Source organism: Porphyrobacter sp. YT40 (assembly GCF_006542605.1).
Lineage (GTDB): Bacteria > Pseudomonadota > Alphaproteobacteria > Sphingomonadales > Sphingomonadaceae > Erythrobacter.
In genome coordinates this window covers 3,173,135-3,192,305 of record NZ_CP041222.1, presented here as the reverse complement: position 1 = coordinate 3,192,305, position 19,171 = coordinate 3,173,135, and the positions used below count along the sequence as shown (strand labels likewise).

Genomic DNA, 19,171 nt, shown 5'->3' with positions numbered 1-19,171 from the left:
ATGACGGGTTGGCATCTGGCACAGATCAATATCGGAAAGCTGCTCGCCCCTGAAGGCGATGCGCGTGTCCAGCCGTTCTTCGACGCGCTCGACCGCATCAACGCGCTGGCCGATGTCGCGCCCGGCTTTGTGTGGCGCCTCCAGAGCGAGACTGGCAACGCAACCGATCTGCCTGTCTCTCCCGATCCGCTGCTGATCGTCAACATGTCAGTATGGCAGGACGCCGAAAGCCTGTTCGACTTCGTCTACCGCTCGGCCCACACGCCCGAAATGGCGCGGCGGCGCGAGTATTTCCATCGCTTCGAGGGTGCCTATCAGGCGCTGTGGTGGGTGCCCGCCGGCCACCGCCCGAGCATCGACGAGGGGCTCTCGCGCTTGTGGATGCTCGACCGCTACGGCCCGAGCCCGCAGAGCTTCACCTTCAAGGCGCGCTTCCCGCGTCCGGGCGAGGGCACGCTGCCGGTCGACATGAAGCCCGATCCGTGGTGCATCGGCAACGCTTGAGAGATCGGCGCTTTCCTACTCGCGCGCGGCGGAGCATGACCGCGCCCCGCTCTTTCCCATTGTCCGTCGCCGCTGGCATCAGGCCAGGTTTTGCGCGCGAAAACTTTTGTGTCCATCCGCGACGGATTATCCGCTAAAATTCTGAAATTGCATGTATAATTGCGCTGTTGGGAAGTTGACGCGGTGTCATCTTCGTCACCTTGCCTACAGGCTCGCCAGCACCTCGTAAGCCAGCACCGCCCCCGCCACGGCGGCGTTGAGCGAATCCGCGCGTCCGCGCATCGGCATGGTGACGCGCAGGTCGCAGGCCATCTCGTAATCCTCGGGCAGACCTTGCGATTCGTTGCCGACCAAGATGAAGCACGGCGCGGCATAGGGCGCGCCGCGATAGGGCACCGCATCGCGCAAGGACGCCGCGACCAGTTGGCCTTCGCCCGCCCGCAACCAAGGCAGGAACTCCTCCCACCGCGCTTGTGCGAGGCCCACGGTAAAGACCGCCCCCATGCTCGCGCGCACGGCCTCGGCGCTGAAGGGGTCGGCGCAGTCGTCGATCAGGATCAGCCCGCCGGCGCCCACCGCATCGCAGGTGCGCAGCATCGTGCCGAGGTTGCCCGGATCGCGCAGCGCCTGCGCCGCAAGCCAGATCGGCGCGGCACTCCGGTCGAGCCGCTCCAGCGAGGTGTCCCACTCGTCGAACACCCCGGCAACCGCCTGAGCGTTCTCCTTGCCGGTGATCTTGGAGAGGATATCGGGCGTGGTCGCGATCACCTCGCCGCCCGCCGCCATGACATCGGCCTCCAGCCGTTCGAGCAGGGGATGCTCGCGGCCCTCCGCCATCACCAGCGTGCGCGGCACCCGGCCCGATGCGCGCGCGTCCTCGAGCAGCCGCAGCCCTTCGACCAGAAACTGGCCCGCGCGCTTGCGGTGCTTCTTGTCCCGCAGGCTCCGCAGGTATTTGACCGTCGGGTTGGAAAAGCCGGTGATGTGCTTGCGCATGGCGGGCCGCCTACGCCAACGCGGGCGCTGGCACTAGTCCTCGCCGAAGCCGTCGGCGATCAGCGCTACGAGATCGGCGAGCACGGCCTCGGCCCCGTCACCCTCGACCGCAACCTCGACCGTGTCACCTTTGGCTGCGCCGAGCATCATCAGCCCGAGGATCGAGCCGCCGGCGGCGCTGTGCGGAGCCTTGCTGACGGTGACCTTCACGCCATCGGGCAGCGCGGCGACCGCACCGACGAACTTGGCGCTCGCCCGGGCGTGGAGGCCCCGGCGGTTGACGATCTCGACGCTCTGCCGTGCTTCCCCCACGCAGCGACCCTCAAGCCTTGGCCCGCGCCGGGGCGGTGTCATGCCCCAGCAGCTCGCTGGCGATGGTGATGTAGTTGCGCCCGGCGGTCTGCGCGGCGTGCACCGCGGCTGTGACGTCCATCGCCTTCCTCGCTCCGGCGAGGCGGATCAGCATCGGCAGGTTGATGCCCGCAATCACCTCGACATGGCCCGCATCGAGCAGCGAGATCGCGAGGTTCGAAGGCGTGCCGCCGAACAGATCGGTAAGGATGATGACGCCCGTGCCGGTGTCGACCGCGGCGATTGCCCCCGCGATGTCCGCGCGGCGCTGTTCCATGTCATCGTTGGGGCCGATGCAGACCGTGACGATGCCCTCCTGCGGGCCGACGACGTGCTCCATCGCCTCGACAAACTGGTCCGCGAGGCGGCCATGGGTTACCAGGATCAAACCGATCATGTGTGAAAATGGGTCCGTTAACTGCCCGCCCTTGGGGCGGCCTTACGCGTTTCTACCTTAACCGACAATGTGCAACGCATGCCTGCATCCTTTTGCCAAGGGGCGGAGCCTCAGCGCCGGTCCCGCTCGATCGCATCGGTCGCGCGGGATGCCAGATTGCGGTGCCGGACAGTGGGCGAAAAGCCCGCGGCGCGCAAGGCCTCGGCCATCTTCTCGGCGGTGTAGACCGAGCGGTGTCTCCCGCCGGTACAGCCGAAGGCGACGTGGACATAGGGCTTGCCCTGCGCGGCATAGCGCGGGAGCAGCAGCGTCAGCAGATCGCGGATGCCCGCGAAGGCTTCGGCAAAGGCGGGGTCGCGCTCGATATGCTCGCCCACCGCAGCGTCCTGCCCGGTCTGCTCCTTGAGGCCCGGCACCCAGTGCGGATTGTCGAGAAAGCGCATGTCGAACACCAGATCGGCCAGCGGCGGCATTCCGCGGGCAAAGCCGAAGCTCGAGAGGGTGAGCGTGGTCGCGGTGGACGCATCGGCGGGGGCGAAGAGCTCGCGGATCCGGCCTTGCAGATCGTTGCTGGTCATCGCCGTGGTGTCGATCATCAGCTCGGCCCAGCGACGCAGCGGTTCGAGCAGCTCGCGCTCGGCTGCGATGCCCTCCTGCACCGGGCGGCCATCGGCCATCGGGTGACGGCGGCGGGTCTCGTTGAAGCGGCGCTCCAGCTCGTGCCCGGCGCAGTCGAGGAACAGGAAGCCGAGCGCGATGTCGGGGCGCTGGCTCAGGTCCTTCACCAGCGCGATGATGTCGGTGGGCACGAAGCCGCGGGTGCGCGAATCGAAGCCGATGGCAAGCGGCCCGCGCGCATCGTCGGGCATGGTGACGAGGCGCTTCAGCAGGCGCACCGGGAAATTGTCGATCGTCTCCCAGCCAAGATCTTCGAGCACGGCGAGCGCGGTCGACTTGCCCGCCCCGGCAAGGCCGGTGACCAACAGCAGCGGGCGCGGAGTTGTGGCGGGGTCGCTCATGGGCGCTGTTGTGGCGTGTCGGCGGGGCCAAGGCCAGAGGCAAGTGACGCGGCTTCGTGTCCGATCCCGTGCAGGCGCAGCGCCCATTCGGCGCGCAAAGCGGGCGCAGCGGGGCCGGGGTCGAAAGCAAGCACTGGCACGGCGACGCCTTCGAATACCCGCGTGGGGAGGGGATCGGGCGGCAGGCGCTCGGCAGGCGTGGCCGACAGGTCGAGCAGCAGCGCGACGGGCGCGGGCCGGGCGACAGGCAGGGTGACGATCCCCACCCCACGCACCTCCAGCAAGCCGCCGATATTGGGCGGCGGCGCGGCGATCAGTGCCTCGCCCTCCCTCCGCAGTTTCACCGCATCATCGCCGATCAGCCCCGCGCCGCGGTCTATCAGAGCGAGCGCGAGGCTCGACTTGCCGCTGCCCGGCGCGCCCGCGATCAGAAGCGCGCGGCCCCCGATGGCGACGGCGCTGGCGGCGTAGACGAGGTTCATGCCGCGACCGGCAGGCGCAGCCGCAGGCAGGCACCGGGCGCGCCGTCGGGCCGGTCTTCGGCGGTGAGCGTGCCGTCATGCGCCTCGGCAATCGCGCGGCCGATCGCAAGGCCGAGGCCGGAGTGGTTGCCGAAGCTCTCACCCTCGGGCCGGTCGGAGTGGAACCGCCGGAACACCGCCTCGCGCCGGTCGGGGGCGATGCCGGGGCCGGCGTCGCACACCTCGGCGATCACTTTGCGCTCGCTCTGGCGCAGGCTCACCTCCACCACGCCATCGGGCGGCGAGAAGGACACGGCGTTGTCGAGCAGGTTTTCGGCGACGCGCTCCAGCTGGGTTGGCACCCCGCGCACCACATGGCGGCCGGGCGCGGCGTCGAGCACCAGCCGCCGCCCGCCGTTGAGCCCGCGATCCTCGCGGCTGCGAATGAGGTTGGCGAAGAGTTCGGCGAGGTCCACCTGCTCGAGGGTCGCGCGGCTGATTTCGGCATCGACCCGGCTGGCGGCAGAGATTTCGGTCACGAGCCGGTCGATCCGGCGCACGTCATGCGCGGCGATCTCGGTCAGCTGGGCGCGCAGGGCCGGGTCATCGACCCGCGGCAGGGTGTCGATCGCGTTGCGCAAGCTGGCGAGCGGGTTCTTGATCTCGTGCGCCACGTCGGCCGCGAAGCTGTCGACCGCGTCGATCCGGCCGCGCAGCGCGGCGGTCATGTCCGACACCGCGCGGGCGAGCAGGCCGATCTCGTCGCTGCGCTGGGGCAGGCGCGGCACTTCGACCTCGCGGTCGCGGCCCTGCTTCACCCGCACCGCCGCACGCGCCAGCAGCCGCAGCGGGGTGACGATGGTGCGCGCGAGGAACAGCGACAGCGCCGCCGATGCGCCCATCACCAGCAGCATGGCGACGAACAGGGTGGAGCGCGCCGCGCGCACGCTTTCGGTGATGTCGACCGCGTTGCGCACGGTCAGCAGCGTCGCGCCTTGCAAGCCAACGGGCGCGGCGGCGGTAATCACCGGGGTGCCATCGCGCCAGTCGTAAAGCCTGATCTGCGACAGGCCGAGCTCGCGCGCGCGGGCGAGTTCGGGCCAGGCATCGGCCTCCTGCGCTTCGGGCTCTATATAGTCCTGCACCGGCTCGGCGGCGACGATGGTATCGACCGTGCGATCCATCCAGCGCGCGAATTGCTGTTCCCAGTCATCGTCGCTGATGTCGTTGAAGCGGAACGCGGGATCATCCAGCGCGAAGCTGTCGGCGGCAAGACGCCCGTCGGCGTCGAACAGGCGCAGGCGCATCCGCTGTTCCTTGCCGATCTGCACCAGCAGCGCCTCCTGCCGCGCGCGCGAGGCACCGGCGAGCGCCTCGGCGGTGATCTGCGCCTCGATCCGGGCGAGCTTGAAGCGTTCGTTGATCAACTGGGTGCGATAGCTGTCGAGGTAGAACAGCCCGCCGCCCAGCACCAGCAGCGGCAGGATGTTGACCGCAAGGATGCGTCCGGTGAGAGCAAAGCGTCCCGTGGCGGTCATCGGCTCGCCGGCATTGGCACCGGCGCGCGGTGCGGCCTCAGCCATCGGTGAAGCTGTAGCCCGCGCCATAGAGCGTTTCGATCGCATCGAAGGTGGGATCGACCAGCCGGAACTTGCGCCGCATCCGCTTGATATGGCTGTCGACCGTGCGATCGTCGACGAAGACATCGTCGGGGTACGCCGCGTCCATCAGCTGGTTGCGGCTCTTGATCACGCCGGGGCGGATGGCGAGCGCTTCGAGGATCAGGAATTCGGTGACGGTGAGGCTGACCGCCTGCCCGTCCCACATCACCTGATGGCGCGCCGGGTCCATGAACAGCCGCCCGCGGGTGAGCGTTGCCGGGGCCGGTTCGGGCGAGGCAGCGGCGGCGGTGCCGGAGGCGAGCGGCTCGGCCCGGCGCAGGATCGCGCGGATGCGGGCGATCAGCAGGCGCAGGCTGAAGGGCTTGGCGATGTAATCGTCCGCACCCAGCTGGAGGCCGGCTTCCTCGTCGCTTTCGTCGTCCTTGCTGGTGAGGAAGATGACGGGAAGTGCGGAATTTTCGCGCAGGCGGCGCAGCAGCTCCATCCCGTCCATCTTGGGCATCTTGATGTCGAACACGGCAAGGTCGGGCGGATTGTCGAGCAGCGCCTTCAAAGCGGTCTCGCCATCGGAATAGAGACGCGTGGCAAAGCCCTCGGCCTGCAAGGCGATGGCGACCGTGGTGAGAATGTTGCGATCATCGTCGACCAGCGCGATTTGCAGGCCCCGCGGCTCGGCACCCGGCTGATCGGTGGGGACGCGTTCGGAAGGGGTGTCGGCCATGCCCGCTTGGGTAGCGCCAAGCGGCGCGGCTCGCAATGGGGGCAGGGAAGGTGGGGGGGCGGGGCGGGTGGTCGCGGTAACCGGTGGCATCGCACGGCGAATTGCGGCCTGCGGTTGCATACGTATGCGGGGGTGCTAGGGAGAGCGCTGGACGGGACAGGGATTCGCGGCATCGGCGTGATCCTGCCTTGGCCGCTCATCATGAATCCGCCTTCGCTCAGGAGACGCAAGTTGACCTCGCTCGCAACCCCGCTGGCTGCCCAGAATCTCCACACCTCGGCGCATATCCACGCCAATCTCGGCACCGCTGCGCTGGTCGAACACGCGCTGAAGCGCGGCGAGGGGCAGCTGACGAAGCACGGCGCGCTGCTGGTCGATACGGGCCGCTTCACCGGGCGCAGCGTCAAGGACAAGTATATTGTCCGAGATAGCCAGACCGAGAGCACGATCAACTGGGGCGCGATCAACCAGCCGATGAGCCCGGAGCACTTCGCCGCGCTCAAGGCCGATTTCCTCAAGGAGCTGGAAGGGCAGAGCGAGCTCTACGTCGCCGACCTGTTCGGCGGCTCGCAGCCCGAATACCGGGTCAACGTGCGCGTCATCAACCAGATGGCATGGCACAATCTGTTCATCCGCACGCTGCTGGTGCGCCCCACGGCCGACGAACTGGCGAACTTCGTCCCCGAATATACCATCATCAACCTGCCGAGCTTCAAGGCCGATCCCGAGCGACACGGCTGCCGCAGCGACACGGTGATCGCGGTGAGCTTCACTGAAAAGCTGATCCTGATCGGCAACACCGAGTATTCGGGCGAGATGAAGAAGGGCGTGTTCGGCCTGCTCAACTATCTCCTCCCCGCGCAGGGCGTGATGCCGATGCACTGCTCGGCCAATATCGGCGCGGACGGCAAGAGCGCGATCTTCTTCGGCCTCTCGGGCACCGGCAAGACAACACTCTCCGCCGACGCCAGCCGCACGCTGATCGGCGATGACGAGCATGGCTGGTCGGACACCGCGGTCTTCAACTTCGAAGGCGGCTGCTATGCCAAGATGATCAACCTCTCGGCCGAAGGCGAGCCGGAGATTTACGCCACCACGCAGATGTTCGGCACGATCCTCGAAAACGTGACGATGGATGCGGAAACCCGCGAGCTCGACTTCACCGACGGCAGCAAGACCGAGAACACCCGCGGCGCCTATCCGATCGAGTTCATCCCCAACACCTCCGAGAAGAACCTCGGCCCCGCGCCCTCGAACGTCATCATGCTGACCGCCGATGCCTTCGGCGTGCTGCCCCCGATCGCGCGGCTGACCGCGGATCAGGCGATGTACTACTTCCTCAGCGGCTACACCGCCAAGGTCGCGGGCACCGAAATCGGCGTGACCGAGCCCGAGGCGACCTTCTCGACCTGCTTCGGCGCCGCCTTCATGCCGCGCCACCCCTCGGTCTACGGCAACCTGCTCAAGGAGCGGATCGGCAAGGGCGGAGCGGAGTGCTGGCTGGTCAACACCGGCTGGACCGGCGGCAAGTACGGCACCGGCAGCCGGATGCCGATCAAGGCGACCCGCGCGCTGCTCAACGCGGTGCTCGACGGCAAGATGGACGACGTCGAGTTCCGCAAGGACCCCAATTTCGGCTTCGACGTGCCGGTCTTCGTGCCCGCACTGGCCGAGGCGGGTCTCGACCAGACCATCCTCGATCCGCGCAGCACCTGGGCCGACGGGGCGGAGTATGACGCCACCGCCAAGAAGCTGGTGCAGCTGTTCATCGACAATTTCGCCCAGTTCGAAGCGCACGTCGACGAAGGCGTGCTTCAGGCCGCCCCCGCGCCGATCGCGGCCTGACGAAAACCTTTTACGAGCTCGGGAGAGGGGCCCCGCCCGGCGACAAGACCGGAGCGGGGCCTTTTGCTTTGCCTGACGGAAGCTTTGCGCCACACTTCCTCCCGAGCGACTCGCAAGGGAGGAACTGGCATGAGCATTCTCGATGGTATTCTGAAGAACATCGGCGGCGCGCCGGATGATGTGGTGAACCTTGCCAAGCAGGTCGGGCTCGACCCGGCAATGGCGGAAAAGGCGATCGCGGCGCTCGGCCACACCCATCAGATGGATGGCGACACCGTGACGCTGGCGGCGGAAAAGACTGGGATCAGCCCCGACATCCTCAGCCAGATCGTCAGCGCGATCGGCGGCGAAGGCTCGCTCACCCACTTCGCCTCGATGATCGACCGCGATGGCGATGGCAATCCGGTCAACGACATCATGGGCATGGCCAAGGGCCTGTTCGGCGGCGGCAAGAGCTGAACTCGCAAAGGCCCACCCCGCTGCGACTAGGCGGCAGAGCTGCCAAGTCTCGCTCCCCTGCCGCTTGCGGGAGGGGCTGGGGGTGGGGAAAGCCTAAATCGACCGCGTGTCCTCGAGATATTGCCAGATCCGGCTGACCACCACCGACCCTTCGCCCACCGCGCTCGCCACGCGCTTGACCGATCCGGCGCGCACGTCGCCCACGGCGAAGATGCCGGGCGCGGTGGTGGCGTAATCGTCGGCCTGCCCGGCGGCGGCACCGGTGATGACGAAGCCCTTGGCGTCGGTCTCGGCAAGGCCCGAGAGCCAGCCGGTGTTGGGCGCCGCGCCGATCATGATGAACAGTGCGCGGGTATCGATCCGGCGTTCGGTCTCGCCCGTCCTCAGCGTCACACCCTCAAGCCAGCTGTCGCCGTGGAGCGCGGTGACTTCGGAACGGTAGTGAATAGTGACGCGCGGATCGGCCTCCAGTCGCTGCGAGAGGTAGCTCGACATGGAGGCCGCCAGAGAATCGCCGCGCACCACCAGATGCACATGGCTCGCCGCGCGGCTGAGGAACATCGCCGCCTGCCCGGCCGAATTGCCACCGCCGATCACCACGGCTTCGGTCTTCGCGCAGAAGCGCGCTTCCATCTCGGTGGCCGAGTAGAACACGCTTGCGCCTTCGAGCTCTTCCAGATGGTCGAGCGGCAGACGGCGATATTGCACACCGGTTGCGACCAACACCGCGCGGGCGCAGAGTTCGTCGCCGTCATCCAAGGTGAGGCAATAAGCCCCGTCCTCGCGGCGGCTCATCGCTTCGATCCGGCGCGGCATGACGAAGCGCGTGCCGAACTTCATCGCCTGCACCTGACCGCGCCAGGTGAGGTCGGTGCCGCTGATGCCGGTGGGAAAGCCCATGTAGTTCTCGATCCGGCTGGAGGTGCCCGCCTGCCCGCCCACGGCGGTGTCTTCCACCACCAGCGCCTCGATCCCCTCGGAGCCGGCATAGACGGCCGCCGCCACCCCTGCGGGCCCGCCGCCGACGATCAGCAGATCGTAGGTGCGGCGCGAACAGATATCGAGATCGAGCCCGAGATATTGCGCCACCTTGCGCGGGGTGGGGTCCTCCAGCCGCGTGTCCACGCCGAGAATCACCGAAGGCTCGTGCTGGGTCAGCGAGCAGACCTGCAAGGTCTCCGCATCGCCCGCATCCATGTCGTAGGACTGGAACGGGATGCGGTTGCGCGACAGGAACCGCTCGACCGCCTGCACCTTCGCGTCGCGGTCCGCACCGATCACCTTGACCGCGCTGTTGCGCAGCTCGAACTGCTTGCGACGGCGCGCGGCGAAGACGGTGATGATGTGGTCGCTGAGCTCGGGCACGCGGCTCATCAGCGCCAGCATCGCCTCGCGCGGGGCCTCGATCACGCGGGTGTCGCGCGCGGCGCGCATCTTGAGGTAATTGGTCGCGCCGCTCAGGAAGCCGATCTCGCCCATGAACTGCGTCGGGCCGAGCGAGGCTTCGAACATCCGTTCGTCGGTGTAGGGATTGACCACCTCGACCTCCCCCTCGATCACGTAGACGAAGCGGTCGAGCGGCTCGCCGATATCCATGACGATGCTGCCCGCGGGATAGAATTTCTCGCCCCCGATCGCGCAGATCGCATCGACATGGCTCTGCGCCAGTGGCACGCGGCGCATGGTTTCAAGGTCTTGTCCGAGTGTCTCCATGCCGCCCTCCTGCGCGCCGAAGTTTGCAAGATGGGGTCAAAGGCGGGGGAAGGGAAGGGGTGAGCGCTCGGACCCACCCCCGACCCCTCCCGCAAGCGGGAGGGGAGATTACCTGCGCGACACAGTCCCCCTCCCGCTTGCGGGAGGGGTTAGGGGTGGGCCTGTCCTACCCCTTCGCCCCCGCGATATAGCGGCTCACCGTGTTCGCCATCACCGAGAGCGGTGCATTGCCGCCCAGCACCAGCGCGGTGTTGAATTCGCGCATATCGTAGCGCCGCCCCAGTTCGCTCTTGGCCCGCTCGCGCTGGCGCAGGATCTCGCTGTGGCCGATCTTGTAGCCGCAGGCTTGCCCCGGCCAGCTGCAATAGCGATCGACTTCGCTGGCAACTTCCTCGACCTTCGACCCGTTCCTTTCGACAAAGAACTGGCGGCCCTGCTCGCGCGTCCACTGCTTCGAGTGGAGGCCGGTGTCCACCACCAGACGGCAAGCACGGAAGGCGAGCGATTGCAGGAAGCCCAGCCGCCCGACCTCGAAGCCCTTGTAGGCGCCCAGTTCATCCGCCAGCTGTTCGGCATAGAGCGCCCAGCCTTCGGAGAAAGCGTTGAAGGCGAGGATCGAGCGGATCAGCGGCAGGCGGTTGCTGAATTCGCCCTCCCACACATGGCCGGGGATCGCCTCGTGATAGGTGAGATCGGCGAGATCGTACTTGCGGTGCAGATCGGTGGTGCGCAGGTTGATCCAGAACCGGCCCGGAATGCTGCCGTCCTTGCTGCCCGCCCCGCCGTAAGCGCCCGGCGCACCGGGCTCTTCGGAGAGCGGCAGACGCACCACCTCCATGCGCGGGTTGACCACCTGCGTGAAGGCGCGCGGCATCTGCGCCTTGATCCACTGGAGCCGCTCCTCGATGAAGGCGAAGATCTCCTTGCGGCCCTCGTCCCCTTCGGCAAACTGGTAGCGCGGGTCTTCGGCGAGCGCGCGCATCCGTTCGCCGACGGAGCCCTTGGTGTAACCGATCTTGCGCAGGATCGGGTCCATCCGGCCGTGGAGTTCCTCCAGCTCGGCGAGGCCCTGACGATGGATTTCGTCAGGCGAGAGGCTGGTGGTGGTCGAAGCGCCCAGCGCCCAGCCGTAATATTCCTCGCCCATCGGCTGCGCCCACACGCCCGCCAAGTCCTTGGCGGCGGCGCGTTGCACCCGCAATTCGGCCAGCTGGCGTTCGAGTGCGGGGACGATCCCGCGCGCAGCGATGCGTTCGGCGGTGGCGGCGGCGGATTGCGCTTCGGCCAGCTCCGATCCGGCGAGCGGCCCGGCATAGGCCTCCTTCGCGCCGGCGATGCTCGATTCCATCTGCGCGATCGCCTTGTCGAGCAGGAAGGCGGGCGGCACCACGCCCATCGCGCGCGCGGCCTGAATGCGCTCGCGCTCGCCGTCGAGCACCGCGGGGACTTCGATCAACCGGTCGAGATAGGGGCCGACATCATCGGCGGTGGCGAGCGGCTGGCTCGAGCCGAAGTGACGCGGCATGTCGATATAGCCGCCGACATTCTGGATCACGACATAGGGAGCGTTGCGCCAGCTGCCGACGGCGACATCGCCATAGGGCAGGGCCATGCCCTCCACCGCGCGCGAGAAGGCGGTCTCGACCACTTCGAAGCCGATCTGCTGATCGCTGGTGAGGCCTTCACGCGGGTAGGCCTTGACCTCGGCCACCATTTGCCTGAGCGCGCTGGCATAGGCCTGCCGTCCCGCTTCCCCCGGCGTGCCGAAGGTCGAACGCCACGCGGCATAATCGCCCGTGTCGACTCCTGCGCCGGTCGCGCGGCCCGGCTCGAAGGCGAGCATCCGGTAGGCGATCGCGTCGAGCGCGGCATCGGGCGCAAGCCCTGCGATCGGGCCGGGAACCGGCGGCGCTGCCTGCGCGGCGCGCACGGCGGCGGGCATCAGGGCGAGGGTCGAAACGCCGCTCATCCCGGCAAGGGTCTGGCGGCGGGTGATGGTGGTAAGGCTCTCTCTCATGGAGGCAGGCTTAAAGTCCTGCCTCCACGTGTCAATCGCGCGCCGGTCGGATCAGTCCTTCAGGATGCCTTCGACCTTGCCGCCCTCCAGCGCCAGCAGGTTCATCACCGCGTGGTGCAGGTTGATGTTCTGTTCGGCGGTGCCTTCGTAATCGGTCATGCCGAGTTCGCCTGCCAGTTCCTTGCGGTTGGCGTAGCTGGGATCGATCCCCACGAGCTTCATCAGATCGACGATCGAGGTCCTCCAGTTGTACTGGTCGGCATCGGGCATGGCGACGATGCGGGCGGCCATTTCGTCTTCCGAGATCGCGTCGGCGACGGGGGAGGGCGCGGCTGCCGGAGCCGCGACCGGCGCGGCGGCGGGCTTGGGCGCGGGGGCCGCGGGCGTGGCCGTGTCCTTGCGCGAACCGAACACCGCATTCTTGATCGAAGAGAAGATACCCATCATAGCCTCCGTTGTTATGTGTGAGGCTCAAGGCATGATCGTTCCCGCTTGTTCCACCGCCACAAAGCGCGGAGGACATTGACGTGACCGATATCGTGCTTGCGATCGTGATGCTCGCCGCGCTGGCGCTGCTGGCGGGGGCGTTCTTGCTGTGGCGGCGCACGGGCGAGGCCAGGAATCCGCTGCTGATGGTGCTGCTCGCAGTCATCGCGGTGATCAACGTGCTGATCTGGACGCTGCCATCGACCGGCGGCGAGGCGCCGATCGAGCAGATCAAGGCTGCGGGGCAAGGGTAACCCGCTTCCGCCAAACGTCTGTGGGGTCGTCGGCGTCGCAGACGCCGCAAGGCCGGAGTCGTAGCCGAAGGCGCAGACGTGCAAAGCACACCTGCACGGCCGCCCGCAGCGACGCGACCGTCAGGTCGCATGAGCGAGGAACGGCGCGCCCGGATGGACGCGCCGACCCACAAATTACGGTATCTGCCAGGTGATCGAGCCGGAATAGCTTCCCGCCACCGCCTTGCCCATGCCATCGCGCGCCGCTTCGAAGCGGGCGCGCTTGGTCACCAGTTCGCAGGTTGCGGTGTCGAGCGCGGCATGGCCGGTCGAGCGGGTGATGGTGCAGCCGGTGACCTTGCCGCTCGCGCTGATCGCCAGCGTGAAGCGCGCCGTGCCGGTCAACTCCTCGCGCACCCAGCGCGTGCGGTAGTCCTCATTCGTCACCCACCTGCCGGGATTGCCCTTCGGTTTGGCGCCGACCGGGTCGAAGGGCGAGGCGCTGGGGCCGGGATCGGGGAGGCTGTCGCCGGTCGCGCCGGTGCCCGCGCCACTGTCACCCGTGCCCGGGAAGGGATCGGCGGGCGCGTCCCAGCCCGACCAGTCGGTCGGAAGATCGGGCGTCGGGAGAGTCGGATTGTCCGGCGTGGTCGTGGGCCCGCTGGTGGGCGTGTCGCGCTCGCGCGGGGTATCGGGCTTGGGCGGCGGGGGCGGGGGCAGGGGGAAATCCGGGATATCGCGCGCCTCGGGCCGGGGCTTTTCGGGCACGGTCACCACCGTCACCGCAAGGCCCACCACCAGCAGCGCACCGAAGGCACCGGGAATACCGAGCGCCCCGACCATTGCGGCAGGGTTGGGACGGCGATTGGCAGAAGCGTAAGTCATAAGGGGGCTCCTCTCTCCATCATGGGAGCAGGGCCGGAGCACCATGTCGCAAGCAGGACCTCCGGCCCGGCTCACTCAGGAGATTACTATGCTTTTTGATAGTCGCGAAGAACTTTCGCGTCGCTTTTCAATACTGTAAATTTTGCAACTGAATTGGTAGAGAAATTGAGGGAAAACAATCGCTCCCCCGCTGGAATGACCAAGCCCTTTGTCAGCCGGATAGGAATACGGGCACAGTCTCCCCCGTCCCGGGGCTCGATCCGGGACCCGGCTTTCTCGTGTTGGGCACGAAGGGAGCGGGGCCCCGGATCATGTCCGGGGCGGGAAACACATCACACTCTATTTGATCGGGCAATCCGGCGAGAGGCGGAAGTCGAGGTAATTGTCGACCGACTTCATCAGATCGTCGAGCTCGTTCTCGAAGAAGTGGTTGGCGCGCGGGATTTCGTCGTGGTGGATGGTGATGTGCTTCTGGGTGCGCAGCTTGTCGACCAGCTTCTGCACCGCATTGGGCTGCACCACGGTGTCCGCCGCGCCCTGCACGAAGATGCCGCTCGCCGGACAAGGGGCGAGGAAGCTGAAATCGTACATGTTGGCCGGCGGTGCGACCGAGATGAAGCCGCGCACTTCGGGGCGGCGCATCAGCAGCTGCATCCCGATCAGCGCGCCGAAGGAGTAGCCCGCGATCCAGGTGCTCTGCGCTTCGGGATGGATCGACTGCACCCAGTCGAGCGCGGAGGCCGCGTCGGAGAGTTCCCCGATCCCGGAATCGAAGCTGCCTTGCGAGCGCCCCACGCCGCGGAAGTTGAAGCGCAGCGTGGCAAAGCCGCGATCGGCGAAGGTCTTGTAGAGCCGCTGCACGATGCGGTCGTTCATCGTGCCGCCGCCTTCGGGGTGCGGATGGAGGATCATCGCTACCGGCGCGCGCGGGCGCGGGGGCGGAGAGAAACGGCCTTCAAGACGGCCTTCGGGGCCGGGAAAGATGACGGAGGGCATCGGTAGACCTTGTAATCGAGGGGCCGCGCATCGCCGGGTGGCGCGCGCGAAAGCGGGCTCTATATAAGGCGCGATGGTGATTTCGCAATTTTTTGTCGCGGTTGGCTTGGTGGTGCCTGAAATGGCGGCAGCCAATGGCTGAGCGGGTTTATCTCGACCACGCCGCGACCTCGCCACTCCGCCCCGAGGCGAAGGCGGCGATGGAGGAGGGGCTTCGGCTGTGGGCCAACCCGTCCAGCCCCCACGCCGAGGGCCGCAAGGCGCGCGCCGCGCTGGAGGATGCGCGCGAGCGGATCAAGGCGGCGCTGGGGTGGGAGGGGGAGCTGATCTTCACGTCCGGCGCGAGCGAGGCTTTGTGGATCGCGCTTAACCGGGCGAAGGCGAAGCGCCGGATCGTCAGCGCGGTGGAGCATGACGCGGTGTTCAGGGCGGCTCCGGACGCCGAGGTGGTGCCGGTCCCCCTGTTCGGCGCAGAGCCGGACCGCGAGGCGCTGGCAGCAGCTCTCGCGCAAGGTGAGCCCGCAATTTTCGCACTTCAGGCGATCAATTCGGAAACCGGGACGATGATGCTGGTAGCGCGCTGGGAGCATAGCCTCGCGCTCGCGCAGCAGGTGCGGGAGGCGGGCGGGGTGCTGCTCGCGGACTGTTCGCAGAGCGCGGGCAAAAAGCCGCTCCCGGATGCCGACATGATCGTCGTCAGCGCGCATAAGTTTGGCGGGCCGATCGGGATCGGCGCGCTGCTGGTGCGGGACTTTGCGATGCTCCAACCGGGTGGGGGGCACGAGCGCGGCTATCGGCAGGGGACGGAGAACCTCCCCGGCGCAATGGGCATGGCAGCGGCGCTTGAGGCGGGCGACCTGAACAGCTGGGCCACCAGCGAAGCCGAGCGGCTTGATTTCGGACTGGCGATCTGGGCTGCGGGCGAGAGGATCGTGCTTGGGCCGCAATGCTCGCACATCTTCGCCGTCGCCCACCCCACCATGAGCGCGCAGGCGCTGCTTATCCGCCTCGACGCGATGGGCTTTGCCGTCTCGGCGGGGAGCGCCTGTTCTTCGGGCACGCTCAAGAAAAGCCGGGTGCTCGATGCCTTCGGGGTGCCCGATGATGTCGCGGCGCGCACGATCCGGGTGAGCCTGGGGTGGTCGACCACGCCTGAGGAACTGGAGCGGTTTGCCGAGGCTTGGGCTTCGCTATGTTGACCTCCTCCCCCATCCCGGGCTTGACCCGGGACCCAGCTTTCCTGTTTTCCGAGAGCACAGCAGCGGGGCCCCGGGTCAAGCCCGGGGAGGGGAAAAGCGCATGATCTACCTCGACTATCAAGCCACCACGCCCCTTGCGCCCGAAACGCGCGAGGCGATGCTGCGCTGGCTGGGCGGGCCGGAGAGCGACACTTTCGGCAACCCCCATTCGCCGCACCGCATGGGCCGCATGGCCGCTGCCGCAGTCGAAACCGCGCGCGAGCGGGTCGCGGCGCTGCTCCCCCCGAATGGCAGGCTGATCTTCACCAGCGGCGCCACGGAAGCGATCAACACCGTCATTCAGGGCACGCCCGGCGATGTCATCACCTTCGCCACCGAACACGCCGCGGTGCTCGATTGCCAGCGTGTGGTCGAGGCGCAGGGGCGGCGGTTCACGGTGCTGCCCGTCACCCCCGATGGCCGCGCCGATCTGGGCGCGCTCGAAGCAGCGCTCACGCCGGAAACGGGACTGGTCGCGGTGATGGCGATCAACAACGAGATCGGGGTGCGCAATCCTCTCGCCCCGGTGGTGGAGATTGCCCGCCGCGTCGGCGCGCGAGTGCTGGTCGATGCGGTGCAGGCCTATGGCAAGGTGCCGGTCGAGGTCGCGGCGGATTACATCGCGATCTCCGCGCACAAGTGCCACGGGCCCAAGGGCATCGGCGCGCTGTGGATCGGCCCCGACGCTCCGCCACTCGCGCCGCTGATGCTGGGCGGCGGGCAGGAGGGTGGCCTCAGATCAGGCACCCTGTCGCCCGCGCTCGCCGCCGGGTTCGGCGCAGCGGCACAGACCGCGCAGGAGGGCCTGTCGGAGCAAATGTTTCACGTGGAACATTTATGGAACATCGCCCGCGCCGCCTTCGCCGAGTGGGACTTGAACGGCAGTGCGATGGATCGCTGGCACGGCAATCTCAACATTCGCAAGGATGGTCTCGACGTCGCCCGGCTGATGAGCGATTGCCGCCAGATCATGTTCTCGGCCGGGAGCGCCTGTGCCAGCGGATCGGGCCGGCCGAGCCATGTGCTGCGCGCGCTGGGCCTGACGGACGCTGAGGCAAAGTCCTCTATCCGCATCGGTTTCGGGCGTTATACCACCGCGCAGGACATCGAAACCGCCGCCGCCGCGATTCTTTCGGGCGCGAAGGAGCAAGGCCTGTGAGCATCACCCTGACCTTCATCGACCCGCGCGGAAAAACGGTTAAGACCGAGGCCGCGCCGGGCGACAATCTGCTGCGCGTGGGCCAAGCGGCGGGGCTGCCGCTGGAAGGGACGTGCGAGGGGCAGATGGCGTGCTCGACCTGTCATGTCGTCGTCGCCGCCGAATGGTTCGACCGCCTGCCGCCCGCGAGCGAGGAAGAGGAAGACATGCTCGATTTCGCTGCCGGTGCGCGCCGCACCAGCCGCCTGTCGTGCCAGATCGAACTCACGCCGGAGCTTGACGGGCTGACCGTCAGCGTGCCGGGCGAAAGCAACGACCTCAGACGCATGTAAAAAACCGCCCGCCCCCTAGGTAGGGAGCGGGCGGTGCTTGGCCTGTTTCAGGCTTATGCGACCTTGCGGGCGTCTTCGGTGCGGCGCATCCCCACGGCATCCTTCAATGCCTTGGTGAAGGCCGGGATATCGTCGGGCATGCGGCTGGTGATGAGGTTGCCGTCGACCGCGACGTTCTGGTCGATCACCGCGCCGCCGGCGTTGGTGAGGTCGGTGCGGATCGAGGGCCAGCCGGTCACGACCTTGCCGCGAATGATCCCGGCTTCGGCCAGCAGCCACGGCGCGTGGCAGATCGCCGCGATCGGCTTGTCCGCCTTGTCGAATTCGCGCACGAGGCTGATGACCTTGTCGTTCATGCGCAGAATGTCCGGGTTGATCTGACCGCCCGGAAGCAACAGCGCGGCGTAATCGTCGACGCTAACCTTATCGACCAGCATGTCGACCTTGACACTTTCGCCCCAGTTGCCGTCGTCCCAGCCCTTGATCTCGCCTTCGTCGAGGCTGGCGACCACGGTTTCGGCGCCCGCTTCCTCAAGCAGGCGCTTGGGCTCCATCAGTTCGGACTGTTCGAAGCCGTCGGTGGCGATGATGAGGATCGGTTTCATATGCTATCTCCTTGTATTCGTGTTACCGGTTCAAGGGGAAAAGCGCTGTCCCTGTTCCATGCCTCGGGGCGGGGCGTGGCTCAGGCGCGATTGGTCGCAGAATTCGCCAAGCGGCGCTCCACGGCCCGCGCGGCCCACCATATAGCGGCCACGGGCAGGCCCACGGATCCGACCAGGATCAGGATCGCGACCAGATAGCCGAAAATCGACCCCAGCGCGCCGAGAGCGCCCGTCACCGGGCCGAGAAAGTCGCTGGTGACCGGTGTGCCCGTTTCGTAGTGGACCGTGACCCGGCTGTAGGCCACGCGCCCCTCCATTTCCTTAAGCCAGCTTCGCGCCTGATCGATCTCTTCATTGACGGCAGCGACGCTGCGTTCGGCCTCGATCAGTTCCTCGACCTTGCCCTTGCGGCCTCGCAGCACGTCCTGCAGCCGGTCACGCAATGCGATGCGGGAAGCGAGACGGGCCTCGGTATCGACCAACTGCTTCGAGAGTTCCTCGGAGACGATCTCGGCGGCGATTTGCTGCGCCCCGGCATCCAGCGCTTCGTCCTCGATCAGCGCGCCGAAAGCCCGCGCCTGCCGGGTGGCGACCGCCATCTGCAATTCGCCGATGATCGCATCCGCCTCGCCCGTCTTGGTCATGCCGGTGATCTGGCAAATGGCGGGGCCCTGTTGCTCGCACAGCGCGGCGTGGCGGCGTTGCAGGCCAGCGATGCTCTCGGCCGGCATTTGCCAACGATAATCATAGACATAGGCAAGTTGTGGGAGATTGACGGGGATCTTGTCGAGGGTCGGCAAGAGCGCCACGTCACCGCCAGCTTGCGGGCTTGCCGCCTCGGCGGTCTCGGTCTGCGCCATGTCGGTGGTCGACCGGTCGCTTTCGCTCTGGCTGCAGGCGCTCAATGCGATGGCAGCGATGGTGAAGAAAATCAGGGGCTTACGCATGGTCTCTCTCCTCATGAAACCGCCTTGGGCCAACGCCGAATGCGAGTCGCGCCACGATTTCGCCATGTTTATGCCTTATTGTCGCCATAATTAAACCGTGTTTTCGCCACAATTGGGCAGAGGAACGTGGCTATGCGCGACGCCACCGCGGCGCAAGACGCGGTCAAGCCTGTGGAAACCCCTCT

Annotated in this window: 21 protein-coding genes; 7 read left to right on the top strand and 14 right to left on the bottom strand. The window is 67.2% G+C overall.

The window, feature by feature from the left end:
* Positions 1-504 (top strand): DUF3291 domain-containing protein, encoded by a 504-nt coding sequence (locus tag E2E27_RS15055; protein WP_141460491.1) that lies wholly within the window; start codon positions 1-3, stop codon positions 502-504.
* 204 nt (positions 505-708) lie between these two features.
* On the opposite strand, the gene E2E27_RS15050 is transcribed toward E2E27_RS15055, so the two are convergent.
* From E2E27_RS15050 to E2E27_RS15020, 7 genes are all read right to left on the bottom strand, one after another.
* Entirely contained in the window at positions 709-1,500 is a 792-nt protein-coding gene (locus E2E27_RS15050; protein ID WP_141460489.1) for a TrmH family RNA methyltransferase, read from the bottom strand.
* A 33-nt stretch (positions 1,501-1,533) separates the two neighbouring features.
* Positions 1,534-1,812: an HPr family phosphocarrier protein gene (locus E2E27_RS15045; protein WP_141460487.1), complete on the bottom strand. Its 279-nt coding sequence runs from the start codon at positions 1,810-1,812 to the stop codon at positions 1,534-1,536.
* A gap of 10 nt (positions 1,813-1,822) precedes the next feature.
* Positions 1,823-2,248 (bottom strand): PTS sugar transporter subunit IIA, encoded by a 426-nt coding sequence (locus tag E2E27_RS15040; protein ID WP_141460485.1) that lies wholly within the window; start codon positions 2,246-2,248, stop codon positions 1,823-1,825.
* Positions 2,249-2,358: 110 nt separating this feature from the next.
* Positions 2,359-3,267 (bottom strand): RNase adapter RapZ, encoded by a 909-nt coding sequence (rapZ, locus tag E2E27_RS15035; protein ID WP_141460483.1) that lies wholly within the window; start codon positions 3,265-3,267, stop codon positions 2,359-2,361.
* Complete coding sequence (locus E2E27_RS15030) at positions 3,264-3,749, bottom strand: HPr kinase/phosphorylase (RefSeq protein ID WP_141460481.1); 486 nt, start codon at positions 3,747-3,749, stop codon at positions 3,264-3,266. Before E2E27_RS15030 ends, rapZ begins: the two co-directional genes overlap by 4 nt.
* A complete protein-coding gene (locus E2E27_RS15025; RefSeq protein WP_141460479.1) occupies positions 3,746-5,311 on the bottom strand; it encodes a sensor histidine kinase in 1,566 nt (521 codons plus the stop codon). The genes E2E27_RS15030 and E2E27_RS15025 overlap by 4 nt, the downstream gene beginning before the upstream one ends.
* Positions 5,304-6,071 carry a response regulator transcription factor gene (locus tag E2E27_RS15020; RefSeq protein WP_181443465.1) on the bottom strand — a complete coding sequence of 256 codons (768 nt, stop codon included), beginning with the start codon at positions 6,069-6,071 and terminating at the stop codon, positions 5,304-5,306. The genes E2E27_RS15025 and E2E27_RS15020 overlap by 8 nt, the downstream gene beginning before the upstream one ends.
* A gap of 231 nt (positions 6,072-6,302) precedes the next feature.
* Between E2E27_RS15020 and E2E27_RS15015 the strand changes: the two genes are divergently transcribed.
* Both E2E27_RS15015 and E2E27_RS15010 read left to right on the top strand, forming a co-directional pair.
* Positions 6,303-7,916, top strand: a complete 1,614-nt coding sequence (locus E2E27_RS15015; RefSeq protein WP_234036079.1) for a phosphoenolpyruvate carboxykinase — start codon at positions 6,303-6,305, stop codon at positions 7,914-7,916.
* Positions 7,917-8,045: 129 nt separating this feature from the next.
* The gene (locus tag E2E27_RS15010; protein ID WP_141460475.1) at positions 8,046-8,375 is read left to right on the top strand and encodes a hypothetical protein; all 330 of its coding nucleotides are present in this window, start codon (positions 8,046-8,048) and stop codon (positions 8,373-8,375) included.
* Positions 8,376-8,468: 93 nt separating this feature from the next.
* Here the strand turns inward: E2E27_RS15010 and E2E27_RS15005 are convergent, their stop codons facing one another.
* The 3 genes from E2E27_RS15005 to E2E27_RS14995 all read right to left on the bottom strand — a co-directional run bounded on the left by E2E27_RS15005 (position 8,469) and on the right by E2E27_RS14995 (position 12,552).
* Positions 8,469-10,088 carry an FAD-dependent oxidoreductase gene (locus E2E27_RS15005; protein ID WP_141460473.1) on the bottom strand — a complete coding sequence of 540 codons (1,620 nt, stop codon included), beginning with the start codon at positions 10,086-10,088 and terminating at the stop codon, positions 8,469-8,471.
* Between the two features lie 166 nt (positions 10,089-10,254).
* Positions 10,255-12,105: a DUF885 domain-containing protein gene (locus E2E27_RS15000; RefSeq protein WP_141460471.1), complete on the bottom strand. Its 1,851-nt coding sequence runs from the start codon at positions 12,103-12,105 to the stop codon at positions 10,255-10,257.
* Between the two features lie 51 nt (positions 12,106-12,156).
* Positions 12,157-12,552, bottom strand: coding sequence for a DUF3597 domain-containing protein (locus E2E27_RS14995; protein ID WP_353653624.1), 396 nt, complete (start codon positions 12,550-12,552; stop codon positions 12,157-12,159).
* An 80-nt stretch (positions 12,553-12,632) separates the two neighbouring features.
* Between E2E27_RS14995 and E2E27_RS14990 the strand changes: the two genes are divergently transcribed.
* Positions 12,633-12,845, top strand: a complete 213-nt coding sequence (locus tag E2E27_RS14990) for a hypothetical protein (RefSeq protein ID WP_141460467.1) — start codon at positions 12,633-12,635, stop codon at positions 12,843-12,845.
* Positions 12,846-13,019: 174 nt separating this feature from the next.
* On the opposite strand, the gene E2E27_RS14985 is transcribed toward E2E27_RS14990, so the two are convergent.
* Positions 13,020-13,709, bottom strand: a complete 690-nt coding sequence (locus E2E27_RS14985; RefSeq protein WP_181443464.1) for a TonB family protein — start codon at positions 13,707-13,709, stop codon at positions 13,020-13,022.
* A 339-nt stretch (positions 13,710-14,048) separates the two neighbouring features.
* Complete coding sequence (locus E2E27_RS14980) at positions 14,049-14,705, bottom strand: alpha/beta hydrolase (RefSeq protein WP_141460463.1); 657 nt, start codon at positions 14,703-14,705, stop codon at positions 14,049-14,051.
* Positions 14,706-14,905: 200 nt separating this feature from the next.
* On the opposite strand from E2E27_RS14980, the gene E2E27_RS14975 reads away from it, so the two are divergent.
* The 3 genes from E2E27_RS14975 (at position 14,906) to E2E27_RS14965 (ending at position 17,434) form a co-directional block, all read left to right on the top strand.
* Complete coding sequence (locus tag E2E27_RS14975) at positions 14,906-15,904, top strand: cysteine desulfurase family protein (RefSeq protein WP_502705541.1); 999 nt, start codon at positions 14,906-14,908, stop codon at positions 15,902-15,904.
* Positions 15,905-16,004: 100 nt separating this feature from the next.
* Positions 16,005-17,102 carry a cysteine desulfurase family protein gene (locus E2E27_RS14970; protein ID WP_141460459.1) on the top strand — a complete coding sequence of 366 codons (1,098 nt, stop codon included), beginning with the start codon at positions 16,005-16,007 and terminating at the stop codon, positions 17,100-17,102.
* The gene (locus tag E2E27_RS14965) at positions 17,099-17,434 is read left to right on the top strand and encodes a 2Fe-2S iron-sulfur cluster-binding protein (protein ID WP_141460457.1); all 336 of its coding nucleotides are present in this window, start codon (positions 17,099-17,101) and stop codon (positions 17,432-17,434) included. The genes E2E27_RS14970 and E2E27_RS14965 overlap by 4 nt, the downstream gene beginning before the upstream one ends.
* 53 nt (positions 17,435-17,487) lie before the next feature.
* Here E2E27_RS14965 and E2E27_RS14960 read toward each other — a convergent pair whose 3' ends face one another.
* Positions 17,488-18,039: a type 1 glutamine amidotransferase domain-containing protein gene (locus E2E27_RS14960; protein ID WP_141460455.1), complete on the bottom strand. Its 552-nt coding sequence runs from the start codon at positions 18,037-18,039 to the stop codon at positions 17,488-17,490.
* 80 nt (positions 18,040-18,119) lie between these two features.
* Entirely contained in the window at positions 18,120-18,986 is an 867-nt protein-coding gene (locus E2E27_RS14955) for a DUF4349 domain-containing protein (protein WP_181443463.1), read from the bottom strand.
* Positions 18,987-19,171 lie beyond the last annotated feature (185 nt).

Coding starts and splice junctions, on each gene's coding strand:
- E2E27_RS15055 (WP_141460491.1), top strand. CDS start 1: ATGACGGGTTGGCATCTGGCACAGATCAATATCGGAAAGCTGCTCGCC.
- E2E27_RS15050 (WP_141460489.1), bottom strand. CDS start 1,500: ATGCGCAAGCACATCACCGGCTTTTCCAACCCGACGGTCAAATACCTG.
- E2E27_RS15040 (WP_141460485.1), bottom strand. CDS start 2,248: ATGATCGGTTTGATCCTGGTAACCCATGGCCGCCTCGCGGACCAGTTT.
- rapZ (WP_141460483.1), bottom strand. CDS start 3,267: ATGAGCGACCCCGCCACAACTCCGCGCCCGCTGCTGTTGGTCACCGGC.
- E2E27_RS15030 (WP_141460481.1), bottom strand. CDS start 3,749: ATGAACCTCGTCTACGCCGCCAGCGCCGTCGCCATCGGGGGCCGCGCG.
- E2E27_RS15025 (WP_141460479.1), bottom strand. CDS start 5,311: ATGGCTGAGGCCGCACCGCGCGCCGGTGCCAATGCCGGCGAGCCGATG.
- E2E27_RS15020 (WP_181443465.1), bottom strand. CDS start 6,071: ATGGCCGACACCCCTTCCGAACGCGTCCCCACCGATCAGCCGGGTGCC.
- E2E27_RS15010 (WP_141460475.1), top strand. CDS start 8,046: ATGAGCATTCTCGATGGTATTCTGAAGAACATCGGCGGCGCGCCGGAT.
- E2E27_RS15005 (WP_141460473.1), bottom strand. CDS start 10,088: ATGGAGACACTCGGACAAGACCTTGAAACCATGCGCCGCGTGCCACTG.
- E2E27_RS15000 (WP_141460471.1), bottom strand. CDS start 12,105: ATGAGAGAGAGCCTTACCACCATCACCCGCCGCCAGACCCTTGCCGGG.
- E2E27_RS14995 (WP_353653624.1), bottom strand. CDS start 12,552: ATGATGGGTATCTTCTCTTCGATCAAGAATGCGGTGTTCGGTTCGCGC.
- E2E27_RS14985 (WP_181443464.1), bottom strand. CDS start 13,709: ATGACTTACGCTTCTGCCAATCGCCGTCCCAACCCTGCCGCAATGGTC.
- E2E27_RS14980 (WP_141460463.1), bottom strand. CDS start 14,705: ATGCCCTCCGTCATCTTTCCCGGCCCCGAAGGCCGTCTTGAAGGCCGT.
- E2E27_RS14975 (WP_502705541.1), top strand. CDS start 14,906: ATGGAGGAGGGGCTTCGGCTGTGGGCCAACCCGTCCAGCCCCCACGCC.
- E2E27_RS14970 (WP_141460459.1), top strand. CDS start 16,005: ATGATCTACCTCGACTATCAAGCCACCACGCCCCTTGCGCCCGAAACG.
- E2E27_RS14960 (WP_141460455.1), bottom strand. CDS start 18,039: ATGAAACCGATCCTCATCATCGCCACCGACGGCTTCGAACAGTCCGAA.
- E2E27_RS14955 (WP_181443463.1), bottom strand. CDS start 18,986: ATGCGTAAGCCCCTGATTTTCTTCACCATCGCTGCCATCGCATTGAGC.